The following is a 23555-nucleotide window of genomic DNA, read 5'->3' on the forward strand; positions in this document are numbered from 1 at the left end:
TCAGGGTCTATTATAAGGATTGCCTGTGCCCTTCATGTGTTCAGCATGTAAAGGATAATTTTTATGCTTTTGATATTTCATCTGCATATCTGAAAAATAAATAATTATGGAGTGGATAAGTGAACTGCTGTGGGGAGAGGGAATAGGGCATTCTATTCTTTTGTTATCGCTGGTGATCGCTGTGGGAATCCAGTTAGGCAAGATCAAGGTATTCGGTATCTCATTGGGTATAACCCTGGTGTTGTTTGTCGGTATCTTACTGGGACATTTCGGTTTTACCATTAATCCAGCCGTGATCCATTTCTTCAAGGAGTTCGGGTTGATCCTGTTCGTTTATTCTGTCGGTATGCAGGTCGGTCCCGGTTTTTTCTCTTCGTTCAAAAAGGGGGGGATGACATTGAACGGGTTGGCTTGCGGAATTGTTTTCCTCGGCGTTGTAACGGCCTTGGTCATTCATTTCATAACGGATATTCCCATGCCGACAATGGTCGGTATTTTGTCGGGAGCGGTAACAAATACACCTGGTTTAGGTGCGGCCCAACAGGCTTTTACCGATATGACGGGTACATCGAATGAAACGATCGCACTGGGATATGCTGTCGCTTATCCGCTGGGGGTTGTCGGTATTATCCTTTCCATGTTGTTTGTCCGCTACATTTTTCATATCAGTTTTGAGAAAGAGACAGAACAACTGGAAGCGGAGAACGATGTGCATAACAGTGAAGCGACTCCCATATCGCTTGTCGTGAAGAATCCCGCACTTTTCGGACGGAAGGTGATGGAACTCGGCGCTTTTCTCGAACACCGGCAATATGTGATATCCCGTATTTGGCGGAAGAAGAGCAATAAAGTCGAGATCGTGACCGGCAATACGATTCTGGATGAGGATGATAAGATATTTGTGATCACAACAGAGCATGACGCAGAGACTATAAAAACTTTTGTCGGTCCCGAAATTGAAATGGACCGTAAACAGTGGATCCCTGCTGAAAGTGCTTTTGTGAGCCGTCGTATTCTGGTTACCAAACCGGAGCTGACCGGTTCCCGTTTGGGTGATTTGCAGTTACGGCGTTTGCACGGTATCAATGTGACGCGTGTAAACCGTGCCGGAGTCGAATTGGTGGCTACTCAGGGACTGCAATTGCAGGTGGGCGACCGCGTAACGGTGGTCGGTAGTGAACTGGCTGTCGATAAGGTGAGTACGATATTGGGTAATTCGATGAAGCGTTTGAATGAGCCTAACCTGATCCCTATTTTTATTGGCATCGCTTTGGGTATTATTTTAGGTAGTATCCCATTCACTGTCCCGGGAATCCCACAACCGATCAAACTCGGTTTGGCGGGTGGTCCGTTGGTCGTATCTATTCTGTTGAGCCGCTTCGGATATCGTTATAAGTTGGTTACTTATACAACCCAAAGTGCCAACCTGATGCTGAGGGAGATCGGTATAACCATGTTCCTTGCTTGTGTCGGATTGAGTGCCGGAGACGGATTCGTGGATACGATTGTCAATAAAGGGGGATTTGCCTGGATCGGTTACGGTTTTATTATAACGATGTTACCGCTGTTGATTATCGGTTTTGCCGGCAGGTATTTCTTCAAACTGAATTATTTTACGCTGATGGGATTACTGGCCGGTAGTACGACCGACCCTCCTGCGTTGGCTTATGCGAATGCAACGGCAGGCAACGACGCTCCTGCAGTCGGATATGCGACGGTTTATCCGTTTACCATGTTCCTGCGCGTACTGACTGCCCAATTAATGATATTATTCTTCTGCTAAATTTAATAGATTTGGTTGTTAGAAAATTGTTCAATAATAATTTTAAAGCCGGAAGCCCCGCCGAAGTGATTCGCCGGGGCTTCGATCATTATAAGTAGAAGATTATTGACCACTCCCGCCCATAATATCCAGCAATTCGTTTGTGATTGCCTGCTGGCGGGTTTTATTGTATTGCAATGTCAGTTCCTGGATCAGGTCGTTGGCATTGTCGTTGGCCGTCTGCATGGCGAGCATGCGGGCGGCATGTTCAGCCGTGACGGTGTCGAGCAAAGTCGTGTAGATATGCAGGTGGAGAACTTTGGGCAACAGCAAAGCCAGTAGTTGCTCTGCCGACGGTTCCAGGATATAATTCAGCGATTCCTTTGCCGGGTCTGTCTCCGGTAAGGTGACCGGCAGGAACGTTTTTTCAGTCAGCACCTGCTCCGCCATATTCTTGAAATGATGGTAAAGCAGTTCTACCCGGTCTGCTTGCCCGGTAGTATATAAGTCCATCAATGCCGTAGCCAGCCGTGCTGCATCTTCGTAAGCCGGTTTGTCACCGATTGTCAGGAAGCTGTCGTCTGTCTGGTAACCTGCTTTATGCAGCTCGTCCGCTATTTTCTTTCCGACCGGATAAATGTGTACGGCGATACCGTCCGCCTCATATTGGTGGAGGCGGGCAGACAGCTCCTTCCATACGTTGGCGTTGAAAATACCGCATAATCCGGTATTGGATGAAAAAGCGACAATAGCGACCTGTTTCACCTTACGCACTGCTGTATAAGGTGAATTCAAATCATTCTCGGCAGACAAGGTCCCGCTCAGTATGGCGCTCAGCTTGTTCTCGTATACCAGCAAATGTTCGATAATCGTCTGCGTATGATGCAGCTTGGCAGAAGACACCATCTTCATGGCTGAAGTGATCTTCTGCGTATTCCGGATCGACGCAAGGCGAACTTTTATTTCTTTCAGTGATGACATATCTTTTTAATTGAAAATGGAGAATTGAAAATTGAAAATTAAATGTTGCTTATTGTAATTTTCAATTTTCAACTTTCAATTTTCAATTGTTTTGCCGTCTCTTCCAGGATATTACGGACTTCATCGTTTATCACACCGGATTTCAATACATCCAGTACGTCCTTCTGATGATTGGTGATCAACGTCTGAAGGAATGCCTTCTCAAATTCGTGTACTTTATTCAACGGAACTTCCTTCAACAAGCCTTGTGTACCGCAGTACAGGATTGCTATTTGCTGTTCCACGGGCATCGGGTTGTATTGGGGCTGTATCAGCAGTTGTGTATTCTTTTGTCCTTTATCGATCGTGAAGGCCGTAACCGCATCCATCTCGCCGCCGAATTTAGTGAACGATTCCAACTCGCGGAATTGCGCCTGATCGATCTTCAGTGTACCGGCCACCTTTTTCATCGCTTTCAACTGGGCGTTACCACCTACACGGGAAACGGAAATACCCACATTGATAGCCGGGCGGTTACCCTGGTTGAACAGGTCTGTTTCGAGGAATATCTGTCCGTCGGTGATAGAGATCACGTTCGTCGGGATATAGGCGGAAACGTCGCCGGCCTGTGTCTCGATGATCGGTAGGGCAGTCAGGGAGCCGCCACCTTTCACAAGATCTTTCATGCTTTCCGGCAGGTCATTCATTTCGCTTGCCACTTCCTGCTGGTTGATGATCTTGGCTGCACGTTCCAGCAAACGGGAGTGCAGATAGAAAATATCACCCGGATAGGCTTCACGTCCGGAAGGACGGCGAAGAATCAGAGATACTTCACGGTAAGCTACTGCCTGTTTGGACAAGTCGTCGTAAACGACCAGTGCATGGCGTCCGCTGTCGCGGAAGAACTCGCCGATAGCCGCTCCGGCGAAAGGAGCGAAGTACTGCATGGCAGCCGGGTCGGAAGCCGTAGCGCTGACCACGATCGTGTAGTCCATCGCTCCTTTTTCCTGTAATGTATTGACCAGGGAAGCCACGGTCGAACCTTTCTGTCCGATTGCAACGTATATACAATAAACGGGTTTCCCGACTTCGTAATTACTGCGCTGGTTGATGATCGCGTCGATGGCGATAGAGGTCTTTCCCGTCTGGCGGTCGCCGATGATCAACTCACGTTGTCCGCGTCCGATAGGGATCATGGCATCGACTGCCTTGATTCCGGTCTGCAACGGTTCGTTTACCGGCTGGCGGAAAATCACGCCCGGTGCTTTCCGTTCCAGAGGCATCTGGTATTTTTTACCGGTAATCTCCCCTTTTCCGTCGATCGGGTTTCCCAGCGGGTCGATTACACGTCCGATCATATTTTCGTTCACGTTGATGGATGCGATACGGCGAGTACGTTTTACGGTATCGCCTTCTTTCACCTGATCGGTCGGGCCGAGCAGTACGGCACCCACATTGTCTTCTTCCAGGTTCATGACGATAGCCTCCATACCGTTGTCGAACTGTAGCAATTCGTTGGCCTCGGCATTATCCAGTCCGTAGATACGCGCCACACCGTCGCTCACCTGGAGTACGGTACCTACCTCCTCCAGCTGGATACTGGTTTGAATACCTTCCAGCTGCTGGCGTAATATGGCGGAAACTTCACTTACTTTTATCTGGTCTGTCATACGTTTTACTTTTTAATTTTTTTCGATTAGCTGATTCCTGATCTCCCGGAGTTGCCGGGCATAGCTGGCATCTATCCGGTAGTTACCGATGCGTAGCACGAAACCTCCGATCAGTTCCGGTCTCGTCACTCCCATGAACTCGATGGTATTGCCGGTTTCCTTTTTCAGCCGTTCCTTCAAATGTTCCTGCGTAGCTTCGTCTACCGGAACGGGAGTTTTGAATAATACCCGGGTAATCTTTTTATCCTTCCGGTACATATGGATATAAATGTATGCCATAAGCGGTAGCAAGCTCTCTCTTTTGCGCTGAAGTACCAGGCGGATAAAGCGGATAAACAGCTCGCAGACTTCCAGTCCGGCAGCCGTTTTGAGCAACTTCACTTTTTCCTCTTCCGGAAAGATCGGGTTATCCAGTACGGCTTTCAGTCCCGGCTCCTGCTCGAAACTGACGGCCAGCATCTTCATATCATCATATACCCGGGTTTCTTGCTGCTTGTCTTTTGCCAGTGAAAAGAGTGCTTTGACGTACCGGGAAGAGATTGTACCTACATCCATATATTATGATTTACTAAACGAAACATTGTCGAGCAGTCCGTTGATGATCTTTTCCTGTTCATCCGTGCGGCTGATCTCCTCTTTCATTACTTTCTCTGCAATGGCAACGGACAGGTCGGCTATCTCGGTGCGGACTTCGCGGATCGCTTTGTCTTTTTCCTCCCGGATGCGCCGGGTAGCCTCTTCCAGTTGCATATGCGCTTCAGCCGAAGCCTTTTGCCGGGCTTCGCTGATAATCTGTTCTTTTTCGACCAGGGCTTCTTTCAGAATCGTATTCTGCTGCTCTCTTGCCTGGGCAAGAATCTTTTCTCCTTCGGCCTGGATGCCGGCAAGCTGTTCGTTTGCCTGGCGAGCCGATTCAAGGGAACGATCAATGTATTCTTTCCGTTGTTCCACGGCCTTGATAATGACCGGAAAGCCATACTTGGAAAGAATGACAAAGACGATTCCGAAAGAAAGGATCATCCAGAATAAAAGCCCTGCGTCTGGTGTGAGCAATGACATAGTTCGCTTTTATTTTATTGGAACAATCCTAAGAAACATACTACGATCGCAAACAGGGCGACACCTTCCACCAACGCACCCATGATAAGCATGGATGTACGGATATCACCGGCTGCCGACGGCTGGCGGCTGATTCCTTCAACTGCTCCTTTTCCAATCAGTCCGATACCGATACCTGCGCCGATAGCGGCTAATCCTGCACCTACGGTTGCTCCAAGTTTTGCGATGCCCATACCGGCTGTTGCTGCTTGTAATAAAATTGCTGATAACATAGTTTCAATCTTTTAAATGAATTAGTAACCTTGTTTTTAATAATATGTTTGTTTATTCCCGTACCTTGGCCAGTCCGATATAGTTGGCGGACAGTAAGGTGAATATATAGGCTTGCAAGCATGCCACCAACAGTTCGAGGCAGTTCATGAACACGGTGAACAATACGGAAACGACTGTCATCGTGCCGTTGATAGCTGTCCCCATCGAGGCGGTGATAAATATCAGGCAAGTCAGTGCCAGAATGATCGTATGCCCTGCCATGATATTGGCAAACAGACGGATCATCAGGGCAAACGGCTTTGTGAATACGCCGAAAAATTCCACGAAGGGCATGATCGGCAAAGGCAGTTTCAGGAAGATAGGGGCATTCGGCCAGAATATCTCTTTCCAGTACGCCTTGGTAGCAAACAAGTTTACTGCCAGGAAGGTACAAACTGCCAGTACGGCGGTGATCGTAATATTACCTGTGATGTTGGCACCTCCGGGGAATACCGGAATGATACCGATCAGGTTATTGATCAGGATAAAGAAGAACACCGTCAGCAGGTATGAGGAGAAAGGCTTGTATTCCTTACCGATCCCTTCCTTCACCACTCCTTCGTGGATGAACATGACCGCCATTTCCATCAATCCCGTAAATCCGCCCGGAGCTTCATTCGGATGCTTCTTATACCATCGGGCTGTCCTGAGGATGATGAAAAGCAGTATCCCGCAACTGAGCAACAGGCCGCAGACATTTTTGGTCAGCGACAGGTCCAGCGGTTTGACTTCTTCTCCTTTGCTGTTTTTCTCCACTACCTTCCCCGCATGATCGCCTTCTTCTGCAATATAGTAGTTGTGATGCACATTCCCATGATGCAGATGCGAGGAGAGGAACAGGTCCCATCCGCGCTCTTCACTTTTCAGCAGGATGGGAAGGGGTATGGATATTTCCTTTCCGTTCCATTCCGTGATATGCCAGGTATAAGCGTCTTTGATGTGAGAAAAAACGATATCCTGCACATCCACCTCACCCGGTTTGCTTTCAGCGGCAGCACTTGCCGGAAAGTAGATCCACGCCAGTAACAAGAAGGTAAACCATAACAGGCTATTGTTTTTTATTCTGCTCATCTTTTTCTTTCTTTTCACTTTTCATTCTCTTTTTCTCAAACAGATACAATGTATATGTTTCCAGCACAAGATAAATGAAATAGAACAACATCATCGTAAAACCGAAAGCTTTCAGGTTTTGTTTGACCAAGACGGCGTAGAGCCAAAGGAAAACTAATGCGAGGGTGAACTTGCACAGACGGACTACCATATAAGTAACTACTGTAACGTCTCCGTGTTTCCGTTTCACATGATCCAGAAAAAAGATCATTAACATACTGCTTAACCAATAGAATACCGGTATTGACGGATACCACTCAAAATAGTGTGAAGGCCAGATGGTGTATAACAGCCCCCCCAAAGAGACGCCGATAACTACATTAATAAAGGTAGTCAAGCCCATTAGCTTCATTCTTAATCTACCGCTCATGATCGTATTTTTTTATTCGATGCATACGGACAGGATATCGTCTTTTATCTCGACAAATCCGCTCTGTATATTTATTTCCTGTTGCTCTTCTTTCCCATTTGCCTGGTACCGGATCGCCCCTGCTTCGAGGGCAGCTATCATCGGAGCGTGATGAGGCAGCACGTCGAACGAGCCTGCCGTACCCGGAAAGGATACATAATTCGTTTCTCCTTTGAATAAAATGCCGTCGGGGGATATGATTTCCAGTTCCATGCTTTATTAATTTGCTTGTTCTGCCAGTTTCTTTCCTTTTTCAATCACATCTTCAATCGTTCCTACATTCAGGAAGGCCTGTTCAGGGATATCGTCTGTCTCTCCGTCCATGATCATATTGAATCCGCGGATCGTATCTTCGATAGAGACCATTACGCCCGGTACGCCGGTGAACTGTTCCGCCACGGCGAAAGGCTGCGACAGGAAGCGTTGTACGCGGCGGGCGCGGTTAACCGTCTGGCGGTCCTCGTCCGAAAGTTCCTCCATACCCAGGATTGAGATGATGTCCTGCAATTCCTTGTTACGCTGGAGGATCTGTTTTACACGCTGGGCTGTTTCGTAATGTTCTTTGCCGACAACCAGCGGGTCGAGGATACGGGAAGTCGATTCCAACGGGTCGACAGCCGGATAGATACCGAGCTCCGTGATCTTACGGCTCAACACGGTGGTTGCATCCAGGTGTGTAAAGGTGGTTGCCGGAGCCGGGTCTGTCAAGTCGTCGGCGGGCACATACACAGCTTGTACGGATGTGATGGAGCCTTTCTTTGTCGAAGTGATGCGTTCCTGCATAGCACCCATTTCTGTTGCCAGGGTCGGTTGATAACCTACGGCAGACGGCATACGACCCAACAGGGCGGATACTTCCGAACCGGCTTGTGTGAAACGGAAGATATTATCAATAAAGAACAGGATATCGCGTGTCTCGCCCTCCGGAGCCAGGTCGCGGAACGATTCGGCTATTGTTAAACCGGATAGGGCTACCGAAGAACGTGCTCCCGGGGGTTCGTTCATCTGCCCGAATACCAGGGTAGCCTGCGATTTCGCCAGTTCTTCATGGTCTATCTTCGACAGGTCCCAATGACCGGCTTCCATACTTTCTTTAAATTCCTTACCATAACGGATCACGTTCGACTGGATCATCTCGCGCAGCAGGTCGTTACCTTCACGGGTACGTTCACCTACACCGGCGAAAACAGAGAATCCGTTGTTCTTCTTGGCAATGTTATTGATCAGTTCCATGATAAGAACTGTCTTACCTACGCCGGCACCACCGAAAAGTCCGATTTTACCACCCTTGGAATAAGGTTCCAGCAGATCGATCACTTTAATACCTGTGTAAAGGACGTCCTTACTGGTTGTTAAATCCTCAAACTTCGGTGGTTCACGATGGATGGGAAGAGCTCCTTTACGATCCAGTTCTTCCATCCCGTCGATCGAATCACCGGTCACATTCATCAAACGCCCTTTTACCTGGTCTCCAACAGGCATGGTAATGGGCGAACCGCATGATACGGCTTTCATTCCTCGCTGCAGTCCGTCCGTCGTGTCCATAGCCACTGTACGGACTGTGTTTTCCCCAATATGCTGCTGTACTTCAACAATCAGCACTTTTCCATTGGGGCGGGTTATCTCCATGGCATCATGGATGCGTGGTAACACAATTTTCTCTTCTTTTTCATTATCGAAGTGAATATCCACTACCGGACCGATAACCTGCGAAACATAACCTTTTGTTTCTCCCATACAATTCTTTTTAACCTCATCAATTTGTTTTCAACCCTGCAATATTACGAAAACAACCCGCCGGAAAACCGAAGATATTACTTTTTTGGCTTTTTTGCACTTAGTTAAACTTTAAACTAAATTGTGTTGTGTTCTGAAATAAACCAACCATTATGAAATATGGAACAATTCGAGGGCGTAAAGCCCCCTCTGATTTGTCAATAAGCGGTTATTTTAGGGTTGAATGCAAAGTCCGTCGAAAACAGTTGTTGTGTTTCTCATTGTTAAAAAAAGAGGAAATTATTCCTCTCCCTATATTAATATATGTAAGAGGCTGCCTAAAATAGTATAGGCAGCCCCTTGTTTTATCTTCGGAAAATTATTTTTTACCATTCTAGGAACTTGCCACGTTGCCGGCGTTTCTCCAATTCTTCCTGCAAATACTTTTTCCGGTCTTTTGCAATGTATTGACGGGCAAAAATATTCGGAACGGCAACTCCCAGTGAAATACAGAGAATGATAAGGGCTGAATTGATACCGTTGAAGAATGCATTCGTTACCTCGCCGATCACTCCGTGCAGGTTGATGAAAGCTAACAGGGAGCGGTACATCAGGACTCCGGGGATCATAGGGATTACCGACGGGATCGTTAATACATGGTTGGGGACATGAAACCAATGGACTGCCTTGACAGCCAGGAGGCTGACCACGAAACTTCCCATGAACGAGCCGATCACAGGACCGTAACCGAGTTCGAAGTTCACAAAGTTACGGGTACACACAGCAATGATACCACCAACGGCAACGACCCATAACAGGCGGCGCTGTATATTGAATATCATTGAGAATCCCATAGCAGCGATAGCAGCGGCGATTGCATAAACATAATAAGGATCATGGGGAACCATGCTTAATTCGCTGAATTTATGGTCGATCGCAACATCATTCATGACCAGTATGCGCAGCGCGAATGCGATACCGAAAGTCATTGCACCTACCATCATAGCGGTATTGGCGGCACGTGTCATCCCAACCAGCAAATGGTTGTCGAGCATATCGTCCACAAAGTTGATCAGCGGCACTCCCGGCACAATGAACAGAGCACAGGCGAGTAGCGGATGGTAGGGTGTCTCGGATAAGCCCGAAAAAGAGGAGAGGTATGCTGTACAGGTGGCTATAAAAGCGGCTAGTGCTATGCTCATATATACGTTTAAGCCGGCTTCAACGCATCGTGCACGTACCCTGAAACCAATGAATGCACAAATGGAAGCGAACAGAAAGGCAATCCAGTCGGAACCGAACAGTTTACAGAATCCTCCACAGGCAAATCCTGCACCGATAGCGACAATATAAGGTACATAGTTGCGTGGTTTCCGGGCTATCTTTTCCAGTTCTTCTTCGTATTTGTCCAGCGAATAATCTTTTTCGATGGCATGCCAGGAGAGGTCGCTGACTTGTGAGATAGTGGTCATGTTAATGCCATGTTTCTCACATTTCTGGAATTTGGAAAACGAGTTCCTTTCATCGCTCACATTCACCATGATCATCGTCCACCGGATATCGATATGTAATTTTTCTTCCGGGATACCCATAAAAGCTGCTACTCGTTTCATATTCCGTTCAATACGGTTGGTGTCGGCAGCACTTTCCATCAATAATTTGCCTGTACGCAGCAAAAGGTCCAATTTGCGTCGCAGTAACAATACTTCCTTGTCTGTCATCTTTTTGTCTAATCCTTAAATGTATCTAATAACCTAAACGAACGGTAACAATGAAACCAATTCGGGGTGTAAAGATATTACTTTTCCTCGTTATGTTCAAAAGGGAAAGGCCAAGTAGAAGGTAAAGTGTAAATTATCGTCCGGATCTGCAATATAGAATGTAGGCTTTGTGAATTGATGAAATTTCTGGTCGTTTATTTGTAGGTGTCGATAAATTTTGCGAATATTGTGCAGGAATCGGATCGAGTATTTTATAATGATTGAATATTAGAGTATTGTTCGGATTTGATACGATAAAGATTAAAGGTACGGACTTTTTAACATTAAATTTTTTATCAATCGAAAATGAAAATTCAACACACAAGCATGTTATATGTGATTGCCTTATTGTTTTTCTCTTTGGAATTTGCTTTGGGTATTAACAGTTTCTTGGTACCGGTCTTAAAAAATGTGTTTCAACTATCGAGCGTTAATTCTAATTGATGTATGCGTTATATATATGATAAATCAACAAAAGATTATTGTGAATAAGAAATGAAAAAACATTTTTTAGGGATTGATATTGGTGGATCCTGGTTAAAAGGAATGCTTGTCTCATGCGATGATGATTGTTCGGCCCGACAATTGGCTATGGAGTGTCGTCATAAGAAGCCGGTTCGGGTGAGTAGCCATTTAGGTCGTGAGGCGACAGTTTATGATTTTATTCAGAGTTTGGAACTCTTGTTAAGGGACTTGAATATTGATGCGAGGAAAATAGATGGGATTGGGATCTCGTCTGCGGGTATCGTTCACTATGACGGTAGTGGAGTGGCATTATGTGCTTCTCATTTAAGTGCATTGATGTCAAAGGAGTGGATCGACTATTTGAAAGAACAAATCGGAGCCCCGGTTGTTTTAATTAACGATGCGGAAGCGGCTTGTATTGGTGCGGCGAGTTTAGATTATTTATCCGGTAACGTTTGTTATGGAATAGCGCCTATTGGTACCGGGTTGGGTTTTGTGGTGTTGAGAAATGGACGAAGATGGTGTGAGGCTTCGGTTCAGTTGCCTCTTTTAGGATCGGTTTATACACAACCAGATTCTAATTTTGATACTCTTGTCGGTGTATCGAAATATGCTCGGTTGGGAAACAGTAATAGTTTATGTGAGTTCTTTACAGAAAAAGAACATGAAAATTTAAGGAATACTTATTTGGATAATCTGGCCGGAGTGATTTATTCTTCTTCTGTGATTTATGGGGTTGAGGAGTTTTGTATAGCGGGCGGATTAGCGAATGCCGTTACTTCATTGGATTGGAATTTGGAATCAAAATTAGAGAAGTGTTTGAGCCATTATCCCATGTATAACCAAAAAAAGTTACGAGTACGTGTTTTTAAGGAAGGCAATCAATTACCGTTGATTGGAGCTGTGTTGTTGGCCAGAGGGAATAGTTTTGTTATTGAGAACCGTCAGGTTTTAGCTTATTCCGATATGCGAACGGAACAACCGTATGACGCCTCTCTTATGTTAAACAAATTGGATACGGCCTCTGTGTTGGAGAAGTTGTTTATGTTGGAACAAGAGGCCGGATCGAGATTGAAAGATTCATTACCGGTTCTCAAATCTATTATCGATCAGATTGTTCCTAAATTGTCAAATGGAGGCCGGTTGATTTATGTAGGATGTGGAACAAGTGGGCGTTTAGCTGCGATAGATGCGGTAGAATTAGCTTGTACGTTTGGTTTTCCGCGAGATAAGGTGTTAACGTTTATTTCTGGGGGTATAACGGATGCCGCGATAGATATAGAACAGAATTTCGAGGAGGATGCAAGTGCTGTTCCAGAATTATTAATGGCTAATGTTTCACAGAAGGATGTGGTTATTGGTATTTCCGTAAGCGGAAAGGCTTTTTATGTGCAGTCCGCGTTAGCTTATGCAAAAAAAGAGGGGGCTTTATCGGTTATGATTCAGGCTGTTGATAAGGAACTTCCTTTTTGTGATTATGTCTTACCTTTGAATACAGGGGGAGAATTAATCGCCGGCAGTACTCGGATGAAAGCTGGTTCCGCGACAAAGAAGGTACTTAATTTTATTTCGACAACCGTCATGATTCGACTAGGGAAAGTATATGGCTGTTATATGACGGAACTGGAATGTCTCAATGAGAAATTAAGGGAACGGGCTGTCGGGATACTCCGGATTTTATTTGGCTTGTCTGACGCGGAAGCTTTGGACAAACTGAAAGAAAATAACTATAACTTAAATCAGACAATCAGGAAAATCTCAATTGACGAATGAAGAAATGAAGATATTCGGTGGTCATAAACGTGCTTATATAGATAAGGAATATGAATTGATATCGGAATTGAAGCGAGGTGATTATGACGCTTTCGATAAACTTTACAATTTATATGCTGATAGTTTATATAGCTTTATATTGAAAATGACGAAATCTCGTTCTGAATCAGAAGATATTCTACAAGAGACTTTTTTAAAAGTCTGGTATATGAGGGAGAAGATTTCACCGGATAAATCTTTCAAATCTTTTCTTTTTACTATATCCCATAATTTGATCATTGATTCATTTAGGATAAAGCTAAACAATATAGATTTTGAGCTTTTTCTACAAAATGATATAGAACATCCTTTAGAGAACTCGATGGAAGAGAGTTCGGAAGATTTTTTGAAACTATTATCGTTGGCTAAGAGAAAGATTTCAGATAAACAACGTGCTATCTTTGAATTGAAATATGAAAAAGGGTATTCTAATGTCGAGATTGCAGAGAAGTTGAATCTTTCTGAGAAAACAATCAGGAATCAATCGTCGATTATTGTAAATATAATAAAAAATGCTTTGGCTTTGATTATCTTGTTTATTATCAGTCGATAATGAGTCTTAGGTGATATCTGCCGGAATGACTGGGAGGCCGAATAAAATCTTCTATATGGATTTTATTCGGCTTTTTATAGTTTTTGGAATGTGGAAAGGATTTTTTTCAAAAAAGTCGGGACAATTTTTGACTTTTTCCGTATTATCTAAAACTGTATACTAAAATATGGAGAATACATTATTGTTAAGAGAGTTGTTGCACAAATATTTTCATGGTAAGTTGACCAAAAAGGAGTTGACTGACTTCCGGTCTGTGGTTAATGAAATGTCCGATGAAATGTTCAAAAAAGAATTGGATTTCATTTGGAATAATGAAAACGATGTAATACCAATGGATACATTAACAAAAAATAATATTCTTCAGTCTGTACATAATATTATAGATCATAAAGCGATAGTTGTAAAAAGAGTATTCAACTGGTGGAAAATTGCTGCCATTATTATGATGCCGATATTGCTTATAAATATTTCTCTATTATTTATGGATAATAAAGAAGAGTATGTGGCAAATGTTCAGGAATATACAGTCTTGTCTGGAAAAGGACAGAAAAATCAGATATTATTACCGGATGGAACTCATATTTGGTTAAATTCCGAATCGGAAATAAGTTATACTTCCAATTTCAATCAATCGAATAGAAGTATAAAATTGAAAGGGGAAGCCTTCTTCGATGTGAAAAAGAACGAGTATTTACCTTTCAATGTGGAGGTCGACTCAATTAATATTCAGGTATTGGGCACAGCTTTCAATGTATCTGCATATGCTGACGATCCAAATATTAAGGTTTCATTAGAGAGAGGTAAGGTGGAGGTTCGGATGCACGATGATAATAGTTTTCTGGCTACATTGAATCCGAACGAACAAGCTACTATAGATAAAAAGAGTATAGTAACAACAATCACTGACTGTGAGGCTTATACAGAAAGTATATGGCGACAAAATGTTTTAAAAATAAACAATATATATACGGATGAAATGATAAAGAAACTGGAACGTTGGTATGGAGTTCATATCAATGTGCAAAATATGCCGGTATCGAAGAGGTACGGACTTACGATAAAAGAAGAATCTTTGCGTGAAATGTTAGAACTGATCAATAGTATAACGCCTATTATATATAGGATAGAAGGAGAGGAGGTGACAATATCATATAAATAAATAAAAAGTATAGAGAACTGCCATTCTCTATACTCTTAAGGTATATTACCTCAAATCTGAGGTAAATAAAGTAATACATAATAGATATTATATCGAATAAATTCAAGGATGCTGAAAATCAATATCCCTATGGCTTATTCTATATAAACTCTAATTGACAAAGTTAGAAATATCATTGATATTTTTAAACTATTGGGTGAATATTTTTATTGATAAAATATTTAAATCAACTTAAATCTGTACATATGGTTAAAAAAATAATATTCTTATTGGCATTTTTTTCCTTTTTTGTAGTGATAAATACTACTGCCATAGCTCAATCAGCACAAAAAATAGATATTACGCTGAAGAAGCAAACGATAAAAGAATTAATATCTACATTAGAAAAGAAAACTGATTATACTTTCTTGTATAGTGATATTGATGTAGATGCTCCTGTCGATATTGATGTAGAGGGGAAAAGTATCCGGGAAGTTTTGAATATGGTGTTTGGGCCGTATGATATCTCATATGAGATAAAAAATAAAAGAATCATACTGAGGAAGGGAGCAAATAGAACAACTGATCAGACATTAAATAAGATTATTGTTAAAGGAACTGTTTTGGATGCTCAAAACGAACCTCTTTCAGGAGCTTCGATTACAATAAAATCTCAACAGACAGGAACGGTTTCGGACATTGATGGTAAGTTCAGTTTGGAAGTACCTCAGAATAGCGTAATTAGTGTTTCTTATCTGGGGTTTGTAAGCAAAGATGTTAAAGTCACGGATGGCAGAGATTTAAGAATCGTTCTGCAAGAGAATGCTAAGCAATTGGAGGGTGTAGTCGTAGTGGGATATGGCGTACAGAAAAAGGTAAATATTAGCGGCGCTGTAGATGCAGTAGGAACTGAAGTGTTTGAAGGTCGATCATTTCCTAATGCTACGCAGGCGTTACAAGGTGCTGTTCCCAACTTGAATATAAGTTTGGCAGACGGAAAACCCCAACGTGCTGCTTCTTTCAATATACGCGGTACTACTTCAATTGGGCAGGGAGGTAATGCTTTGGTTTTAATAGATGGTGTGGAAGGAGATCCTTCTTTGCTTAACCCCAATGATATTGCAAGTGTCAGTGTTTTGAAAGATGCCGCTTCGGCTGCTATTTATGGTGCTAGAGCAGCTTTTGGAGTAGTGTTGATAACAACAAAAGCTCCACAAAAAGGTAAAGTATCAGTTAATTATACCGGAAACTTTTCTCTCAGATCGATTGCGAAAAAGCCAGAGTATGTAACTGATGGTGTGACTTATTTGGAACATTTCAGAGAAGCGTGGTGGAACCAGAACGGAACAGTACCGGAAAATCTGAATGGTTTTCAACCCTATAGTGATGCATGGCTGGAACGCATGAGGGCTTGGAAAGCATCAGGCGCAGGACCGAAGACTGAAATATTACCAAATGGAGATTATGAGTATTATTACAACATGGACCATTATGATCTTTTATATAAAGACCACTCTTTTGCTCAGGATCATAACTTGAATATTTCAGGGGGGAGCGATAAGAGCGATTTTTATATTTCAGGACGTTTTTATGGTTTCGATGGTATGTTTAACTTTAATCCGGATGATTATAAGGCCTATAATCTAAGGGCTAAAGGTTCTCTTATGGCTACGAAATGGTTACGTATTTCCAATAATATGGAATTTTCTCGAGATTATTTCCATCAACCTCTTTTCGGAGCTGCTTCTGGCTTTCTTACTCCCGAGCGTTGTATCGAAGTAACAGGCTTTCCAACAATGCCGATATATAACCCTGATGGGACTTATACACGTACAGGGGCTTTTGGTATTGGCGGTTTGATTAATAAAACGAATTATAGGGATAATACGAGAAATTTGTTTAAAAATACAGTCGGTTTTAGTGCTAATTTCCTTAATAATACATTACGCGTTAATGGAGATTATACTTTTAGTTATGATGTTGGCGAACGTTTTGAAAAAGCGGTTAAAGTTCCGTTCTATGATAATGCGAATGCAACTGCTCCTACTGGAATATTTGGAGACGAATTAGGAAGTATCCTTGAACGGACAGGTAAAACGATGTATACGGCTTCCAATATTTATGCAGAGTATGAAAATACATTTGCGGAAGATCATTATTTAAAAGCGATGGCCGGTTGGAATTACGAAACATCTACTTTTAAAGTGAACAGCATTTCGCGTAACGGGTTGTTAATTGAAAGTGCAGAAAGCGTGCAATTAGCTACCGGAAAGTCTATTTATCCATCAGCAGAGTATGTTAGATGGAGAACATTGGGTACGTTTTTCCGCCTGAACTATAGTTATAAGAATCGTTATTTGGTGGAAGTAAATGGACGATATGATGGTTCTTCTCGATTTCCGAACAATCAGCAATGGGGATTTTTCCCTTCTATTTCAGGTGCATGGAGAGTTTCGGAAGAATCGTTCTGGCATGTGAATGATAATATTTTATCAGATGCTAAGGTGCGTGCTTCTTATGGCTCTTTAGGTAATGGGAACATTTCTCCTTATCAATACTTGGATTTGTTATACATTTCTAACTCGAGGTTGGTACTTGATGGTGCGTTGCGTAAAAGAACAAGTGCTCCCAATCCTATTCCGGATGGACTGACATGGGAAAAAGCTACCACTACGAATATTGGATTGGATTTTGGAGTATTAAAAGGTAAATTACGTTTCAATGGTGATTATTACATTCGAAAAACGACGGATATGTATGTACCGGGACCTACTTTACCTGATATTTTTGGTGCTGCCGCTCCTAAAGGTAATTATGCAGGGATGACAACGAAGGGATTTGAACTTACCCTGAATTGGCAAGATCAATTCATGCTAGCTGATAAAAACTTCAATTATCAGATTCGTGCAACTCTATACGACTATGTATCGAAAATCGACAAGTATAACAATCCAACCAAGCGATTTACGGATTATTACGAAGGAATGACCGTTGGTGAGATTTGGGGATTTAAAACGGATGGATTATTCCAACATGATCCGACGCCGGAAGAATATGTCAATACTATTTTTACACCTTCTTCTGATTCTAAATGGCATGCAGGTGACCTGAAGATTCAAAATTTGGATAATAGTCCTGATAATATGATTACTAAAGGCGATCAAACGGTAGATAATCCCGGAGATATGACTATTATCGGTAACTCTTCTCCTCGTTATCAGTATAGTTTTACTTTGAGTGCTGATTGGAATGGATTTTTCTTATCTGCGTTCTTCCAAGGGGTAGGCAAAATGAATTGGTATCCGGGAGCGGAATCTGCTTTTTGGGGACAGTATAATCGGGCATACAACCAAATACCGTCATGGCATCTAGGTAATTATTGGACACCGGAAAATACAGGTGCTTATTTACCACGCTATAGGGGAGGTCAGAATCCTCCGGTATTTGAAGCGAACGATAGATATTTGCAAAATGCAGCTTATTTGATGTTGAAGAATTTGCAGATAGGTTATACGCTACCTGAATCATGGTCATCAAAGATAGGTGCAAAGAATGCCCGTATCTATTTGAGTGGTGAAAATCTAGCAAGTTGGTCGCCTCTCTACAAGGTAACAAAAAATAGCATGGATGTTCTTACTGCGATGGGAACGACAGATCCTGACGGCGATGGTAGTTTTGATCAAGGATCAGGAAACGGATACCCTTTGTTGAAGACTTTCTCACTTGGTGTTTCAGTTACTTTTTAGTTTAATCTTTTACTTCCAGAATATGAAAAAGTATTTATTTATATTACTAGCTATAGCGTTCTTGTTGCCAGGTTGTGAATTGAATGAAGAACCAGTTTCCACTATCGACAAGAACTCTGTTTTCAGTAGTGAAGAAGGTTTGTCTGCCTATTCTATGTCATTTTATGAAATTTTCCCGTCTCCTACTGTGCAAGGCGCAATAGAAGGAGGTTATGAAGGTTTCGGTGCGATTCCTACTGATTATTGTGCTGCTCAGTCTATTCTACCTTTTGTTCTACTGAATGGAGTCAGTGAAAATACGAGTACGGGCTGGAACTGGGCGAATTTGCGTAACTTGAATTACTTTATTGTTAATTGTACGAATCCTGATGTTCCGGAAGAGGTAAGAAATAATTATATCGGACTTGCCAGGTTCTTTCGTGCATGGTTCTATTTCGATAAGGTGAAGACATTTGGTGACGTACCTTGGGTAGATCGTCCATTGGATCCTCAAGATGAGGATATATTGTATGGCTCACGTGATTCACGAGAACTCGTGATGGAAAAGGTGTATGAAGATTTGATGTTTGCAGCTCAGAATATAACCCGTACTACAGATGCGACCCAGTGTACCTATGTTACCAAGTGGGCTGTATTGGCTTTTGCCTCTCGCGTTGCATTATTTGAAGGTACTTTTCGGAAATATCATAATCTGAATTTAGCAACATCGGCTGACACGTGGTTGAAACGAGCTGAAGATGCGGCATACGAAGTAATGCAGAGTTCGGGAAAACGGCTAAACCCCAGTTATCGTGAATTATTCACCAGTAATAATCCTCCTACTACCGAAACAATTTTAGCTATTACGGGAAGTGAATCTTTAGGTATAATGCATAGTACTAATTGGTATTGGTCGACGGGAATTACAGTTACAACGCATTTTATTCGTCCTTTTGTATGTACTTATTTGCAAAAAAATGGTACGCCTTATACAGATCGTCCGGGGTGGCAATATGAGGATTTTTACGAGGAATTTCAAAATCGTGATGAACGATTGAGTGCTACACTTCGTTATCCGGGATATAAGCGTGAAGGAAATCTTGCGTTACCATTATTGAATGGTATCGGTCGGTTAGGTTATCAGATGTATAAACTTTGTGTTGATGCGACGGCTCCTGATGCAGCTCAGTTAAGTACTCATGCCTTACAGGTGATACGTTATGGAGAAGTGTTGCTTAATTATGCCGAGGCAAAAGCTGAATTAGGGACATTTACGAATGATGACTGGAGTAAAACGATAGGTGCTTTACGGGAACGTGCAGGTATTACGGGAGGTCTTACGAGCAAACCGACTGTAGTGGATAATTATTTGAAAAATACTTATTATCCAAATATTTCTGATCCGGTGATTTTGGAAATACGCCGTGAGCGTGGAATTGAACTATCATTTGAGGGGGTCCGTTTTGATGATGTTCGTCGTTGGAAATGTGGAAATTTATTTAAAATGAGTTGGACGGGTATGTATATTCCTTTTATTAACCTGCCGTTAGACATAGATCATGATGGAACTCATGATGTGATCTATTATACAGACGAGGCTGAGCTGGCAAAGGCAGATGCTTTATGCAATAATCCGAATGTATATAAAGTTGCGGTAAGTACAAATCCTGATTCACCTTTGTTACAGGTTCATCCTGCAGGTGATGGCGTAGGATACTATTTGGCATGGCGTACCAATGAAGATCATCTTAAAGTTTGGGGATCAAAGCAATATTTATATCCTATTCCTAGAGCAGCATTAAATCTAAATCCGAATCTCGGTCAGAATCCAGGATGGGAAAATGGTGCCACCAATGATGGAAACTAAAAAGTAGAGATCTTTTAGTTTTTATAAAAGGAAGCTGTGTCAAAAGTGATCATTCTGTTCTCTTGTACTTGTGTACAACGTTGATATACAATATTCGGGGTGAAATGGTGGGTCGATTCCGCCATAAAAGAATGTACTTTTGCCACAGTTCCTGTTTGATATTTATAAGATTATTGAACAACCATAATATTTCATATATGGAAAAGAAAAAAATAATAACCAAAACGAAAAATAGACTTTATTATGATGGTTATCATCTTTCTCGACGGGATTTTTTGACAAAAAGCATTACATGTATTGGAGCTCTTAGTGCTTTTTCGAGTTTTACAATGTTTACGACTAGTAGTTGTGTGTCCGGGCATAGTCTGCATACAAGTGATTCTGTCGTGGCAGCGGATAATCTTCTGAAAAGAGTTGTTCCAGAACTTGTAGACAAAGTTCGGTTTGAAGAAATTCCTTCTGATAATGATTTAGATGTTTTCGAACTGCAAAGTGATGATGAAATCCTCGTGATTCGTGGCAACAACGGCGTTTCGATGGCTTCGGGACTAAACTGGTATTTGAAACATTACTGTCATTGTCAGATCACTTTTCGTGATCGACAACTGAACATACCAGATCTGTTACCCCAAATAGCAGAAGTCGTAAGGATTGTATCTCTGTATCAATACCGTTATTATTTTAATTATTGCACATTTGCTTATACATTGGCATGGTGGGATTGGAACGATTGGGAATGGATGATTGATCTGATGGCTCTTTACGGTATTAATGTTCCTTTAGCGGTGACTGGTCAGGAAGGTATTTGGCGGAATGTTGGAAAACGTCTAGGTTTATCAGAGGAACAGATGCAGGATTTCTATGTTGGACCCGGTTATTTGCCATTTGGTTGGATGGGGTGTCTCGACCGCTGGGCAGGACCGCTTCCTAATTCGTGGATCGATGATCATATTGAACTTCAAAAGAAAATTCTCAAACGGGAACGTGAACTTGGAATGACCCCCGTTTTACAGGGATTTAGTGGACACGTCCCGCGTAAATTGAAAGACGTTGATAAAAATGCTAAGCTGGTCAAACTATCTCCATGGGTTAATTTTGAACCGACTTATTTTGTTGATCCTGCTGATCCGTATTTTATTGAAATTGGAAAAATATTTCTCGAAGAGCAAACGAAACTTTTCGGAACTAATCATCTTTATGCTTCGGATCCATTTATTGAAATGCCGCCCGAGAATAATGATCCCGAATTTATACGCAAAATGGGATCATCTATCTATCAATCTATGCAGTCTGTCGATTCCGAAGCTGTTTGGATGTTGCAAAGTTGGCCTTTCGTTCATTTTAATACGGAGTTTTGGCAAGCATCGCAAGCCGAGGCGTTCTTCCGGAGTGTTCCACAGGGTAAATTACTGATTCTTGACTTATATTGCGATGTGACGCCGGGCTGGCCTAAATTTGAAAATGCCTTTTTCGGTCAACCGTGGATTTGGTGTATTATCCAGAATTTCGGAGGACAGGTTAGTTTACATGGAGGGCTTGACATTATGGCCGCGGATCTGCGTAAAGCCCTTGAACAGCGAGGGAAAGCTTCGGGTAATATGGCTGGAATTGGATATGCTATGGAAGGTCTTTGCTATAATCCTGTTATTGACGAGTTTCAATCGGATATGATTTGGCGTACTTCCATTCCTGATATCACGGAGTGGCTTAGTGGATTTGTTAAACGGCGTTATGGGAAAGACTTTCTTAAAGCTCGGGAAGTTTGGGGTAAATTACATCAAACAGTTTATCAGCAGAATCAGAATCATGGAAATATCCTACAGGCCCAACCGTCATTTACTTATAAGGCTGCAAAACCTGATAAGACTTTCGCATTGATTTGGAAATCTTTTTTAGATATCTCAGATGAAGTAGGTAAAGAGAAAACTTATCAATTCGATATTGTGAACGTGACACGGCATGCATTAGGTTTATTAGCGCCTCTTTATTATGGAAAACTTATTACAGCCTATCTAAATAAAGATCGAGATGCTTTGAAAGCTGCTTATGAAAAGATGGATGAATTAATAAACGATATCGATCGGCAATTGGCTACTAATTCAGAGTTTTTGTTGGGGGCATGGCTTGAAAGAGCAAAACGCTGGGGACACACACAAGATGAGAAAAAACAATATGAATGGAATGCCCGTAAAATTATTTCAGTTTGGGCATTTGATGGTGAACTTAATGATTATGCAGCTAAACAATGGTCAGGAATGATGCGTGATTATTACGGGCGTAGATGGAGACATTTTTATAACTCGATAGACAAATCATTAGCTGACGGTACGAAATGGGATAGTCGTCATTATACGGATGATCTCTTACGGTTACAAGAAGATTGGACGAGGGAGACAACTGTTTTTCCTGCTCATATAAGTGCTGAAGACCCGGTTGTTGTTGCAAAATCTCTTTACGAAAAATATGCTGGTGAATTTGAAGTCCCTTTGAATATCCCGAAATTCAAGATGATGGATGGAGTTCCAGCGCTGCTTACAGAGTAAAAAATCAATGCAGTTCTATAGATTCGGTAAATATTGTTGCTACTGACAGAGCAGTTAACAGTAGACAGAGGGTAGGGAGGGTGGGTGACCATAGTTGAAGCGTAGCGTGTCATGTAAAAAAATAATCCAGATTAAATATCTTCCGTAAAGAATAATTACATATATTTGTTTAATCTCTATTATTATTTTATTGCCCATTGCCTGAACTGTACACCTCTTTTGCAAGAAACCCTGTAACCGACCGAAATGATCATGGCAAGGTAGTAAAAATCAATGTATCGATTAACCTTTCTATTACCTTCCTGACGAACTACTCGAATTTTTATTATTTACAGGTAAATCAGATGTTTAATGTAAAAGTACGATAAACATTTCGATAATCAGTCAGAAAAGAAGGCGGATATTGATTAGTGCCCAGACCCACAATTATAGAAAAGTGGCAGGTCGGATAATAGGGATTTCCGATATATTTAGTACTTTTGCCATCGAATTATGGTGTAACGGCTTAGTTTCCACTATCCGTTAGTAAAAGGGAATCCGGTGCGAATCCGGAACTGTACCCGTAGCTGTAAGTTCTGTAACCCCGGCAAATCTTGTTGCCACTGACTGCAAAGTTGGGAAGGCGGCCGATCATGGGAGAACGAGCCAGAAAACCTGCCATCATTCTGTTGATGCGATACCTCGGGTAAGGTAT

General features: G+C 42.2%; 17 protein-coding genes, 1 pseudogene and 1 riboswitch. Of the genes and pseudogenes, 7 read left to right on the forward strand and 11 right to left on the reverse strand.

The window, feature by feature from the left end; all coding sequences use genetic code 11:
- Positions 1 to 106 precede the first annotated feature (106 nt).
- Positions 107 to 1783 (forward strand): putative transporter, encoded by a 1677-nt coding sequence (locus tag P3L47_RS08240; protein WP_277783298.1) that lies wholly within the window; start codon positions 107 to 109, stop codon positions 1781 to 1783.
- A gap of 102 nt (positions 1784 to 1885) precedes the next feature.
- Here the strand turns inward: P3L47_RS08240 and P3L47_RS08245 are convergent, their stop codons facing one another.
- The 10 genes from P3L47_RS08245 to P3L47_RS08290 all read right to left on the reverse strand — a co-directional run bounded on the left by P3L47_RS08245 (position 1886) and on the right by P3L47_RS08290 (position 10719).
- Positions 1886 to 2743 (reverse strand): F0F1 ATP synthase subunit gamma, encoded by an 858-nt coding sequence (locus P3L47_RS08245; RefSeq protein WP_122363685.1) that lies wholly within the window; start codon positions 2741 to 2743, stop codon positions 1886 to 1888.
- 68 nt (positions 2744 to 2811) lie between these two features.
- Entirely contained in the window at positions 2812 to 4392 is a 1581-nt protein-coding gene (gene atpA, locus P3L47_RS08250; protein WP_277783299.1) for a F0F1 ATP synthase subunit alpha, read from the reverse strand.
- Positions 4393 to 4404: 12 nt separating this feature from the next.
- Positions 4405 to 4947 (reverse strand): F0F1 ATP synthase subunit delta, encoded by a 543-nt coding sequence (locus tag P3L47_RS08255; RefSeq protein WP_122354312.1) that lies wholly within the window; start codon positions 4945 to 4947, stop codon positions 4405 to 4407.
- 3 nt (positions 4948 to 4950) lie between these two features.
- Complete coding sequence (gene atpF, locus P3L47_RS08260) at positions 4951 to 5451, reverse strand: F0F1 ATP synthase subunit B (RefSeq protein WP_122354311.1); 501 nt, start codon at positions 5449 to 5451, stop codon at positions 4951 to 4953.
- A gap of 14 nt (positions 5452 to 5465) precedes the next feature.
- Positions 5466 to 5723, reverse strand: a complete 258-nt coding sequence (atpE, locus tag P3L47_RS08265) for an ATP synthase F0 subunit C (protein ID WP_122354310.1) — start codon at positions 5721 to 5723, stop codon at positions 5466 to 5468.
- A 52-nt stretch (positions 5724 to 5775) separates the two neighbouring features.
- Positions 5776 to 6834 (reverse strand): F0F1 ATP synthase subunit A, encoded by a 1059-nt coding sequence (gene atpB / locus P3L47_RS08270; protein WP_183668324.1) that lies wholly within the window; start codon positions 6832 to 6834, stop codon positions 5776 to 5778.
- On the reverse strand, positions 6812 to 7243 hold the full coding sequence (locus P3L47_RS08275; RefSeq protein ID WP_122363689.1) for a hypothetical protein: 432 nt from the start codon (positions 7241 to 7243) through the stop codon (positions 6812 to 6814). The genes atpB and P3L47_RS08275 overlap by 23 nt, the downstream gene beginning before the upstream one ends.
- A gap of 12 nt (positions 7244 to 7255) precedes the next feature.
- Positions 7256 to 7495 carry a F0F1 ATP synthase subunit delta/epsilon gene (locus P3L47_RS08280; protein ID WP_122354307.1) on the reverse strand — a complete coding sequence of 80 codons (240 nt, stop codon included), beginning with the start codon at positions 7493 to 7495 and terminating at the stop codon, positions 7256 to 7258.
- 6 nt (positions 7496 to 7501) lie between these two features.
- Positions 7502 to 9019 (reverse strand): F0F1 ATP synthase subunit beta, encoded by a 1518-nt coding sequence (atpD, locus tag P3L47_RS08285; protein ID WP_122354306.1) that lies wholly within the window; start codon positions 9017 to 9019, stop codon positions 7502 to 7504.
- 365 nt (positions 9020 to 9384) lie between these two features.
- Positions 9385 to 10719 (reverse strand): threonine/serine exporter family protein, encoded by a 1335-nt coding sequence (locus tag P3L47_RS08290; RefSeq protein WP_122363690.1) that lies wholly within the window; start codon positions 10717 to 10719, stop codon positions 9385 to 9387.
- Between the two features lie 534 nt (positions 10720 to 11253).
- On the opposite strand from P3L47_RS08290, the gene P3L47_RS08295 reads away from it, so the two are divergent.
- From P3L47_RS08295 to P3L47_RS08320, 6 genes are all read left to right on the forward strand, one after another.
- Complete coding sequence (locus P3L47_RS08295) at positions 11254 to 12996, forward strand: N-acetylmuramic acid 6-phosphate etherase (RefSeq protein WP_122363691.1); 1743 nt, start codon at positions 11254 to 11256, stop codon at positions 12994 to 12996.
- 4 nt (positions 12997 to 13000) lie between these two features.
- The gene (locus P3L47_RS08300) at positions 13001 to 13588 is read left to right on the forward strand and encodes an RNA polymerase sigma factor (protein WP_122363692.1); all 588 of its coding nucleotides are present in this window, start codon (positions 13001 to 13003) and stop codon (positions 13586 to 13588) included.
- Positions 13589 to 13754: 166 nt separating this feature from the next.
- Entirely contained in the window at positions 13755 to 14747 is a 993-nt protein-coding gene (locus P3L47_RS08305; RefSeq protein ID WP_122363693.1) for a FecR family protein, read from the forward strand.
- Between the two features lie 245 nt (positions 14748 to 14992).
- The gene (locus P3L47_RS08310; RefSeq protein ID WP_122363694.1) at positions 14993 to 18472 is read left to right on the forward strand and encodes a TonB-dependent receptor; all 3480 of its coding nucleotides are present in this window, start codon (positions 14993 to 14995) and stop codon (positions 18470 to 18472) included.
- 64 nt (positions 18473 to 18536) lie between these two features.
- The gene (locus P3L47_RS08315) at positions 18537 to 20318 is read left to right on the forward strand and encodes a RagB/SusD family nutrient uptake outer membrane protein (RefSeq protein WP_277783300.1); all 1782 of its coding nucleotides are present in this window, start codon (positions 18537 to 18539) and stop codon (positions 20316 to 20318) included.
- 197 nt (positions 20319 to 20515) lie between these two features.
- Complete coding sequence (locus P3L47_RS08320; RefSeq protein ID WP_277783301.1) at positions 20516 to 22861, forward strand: alpha-N-acetylglucosaminidase; 2346 nt, start codon at positions 20516 to 20518, stop codon at positions 22859 to 22861.
- A gap of 191 nt (positions 22862 to 23052) precedes the next feature.
- Here the strand turns inward: P3L47_RS08320 and rhuM are convergent.
- Positions 23053 to 23184: pseudogene (rhuM, locus tag P3L47_RS08325) on the reverse strand (RhuM family protein); the annotation flags it as partial.
- A gap of 153 nt (positions 23185 to 23337) precedes the next feature.
- Positions 23338 to 23537: riboswitch (cobalamin riboswitch) on the forward strand.
- Positions 23538 to 23555 lie beyond the last annotated feature (18 nt).

The sequence above is a fragment of the Parabacteroides chongii genome, from assembly GCF_029581355.1.
GTDB lineage: Bacteria > Bacteroidota > Bacteroidia > Bacteroidales > Tannerellaceae > Parabacteroides > Parabacteroides chongii.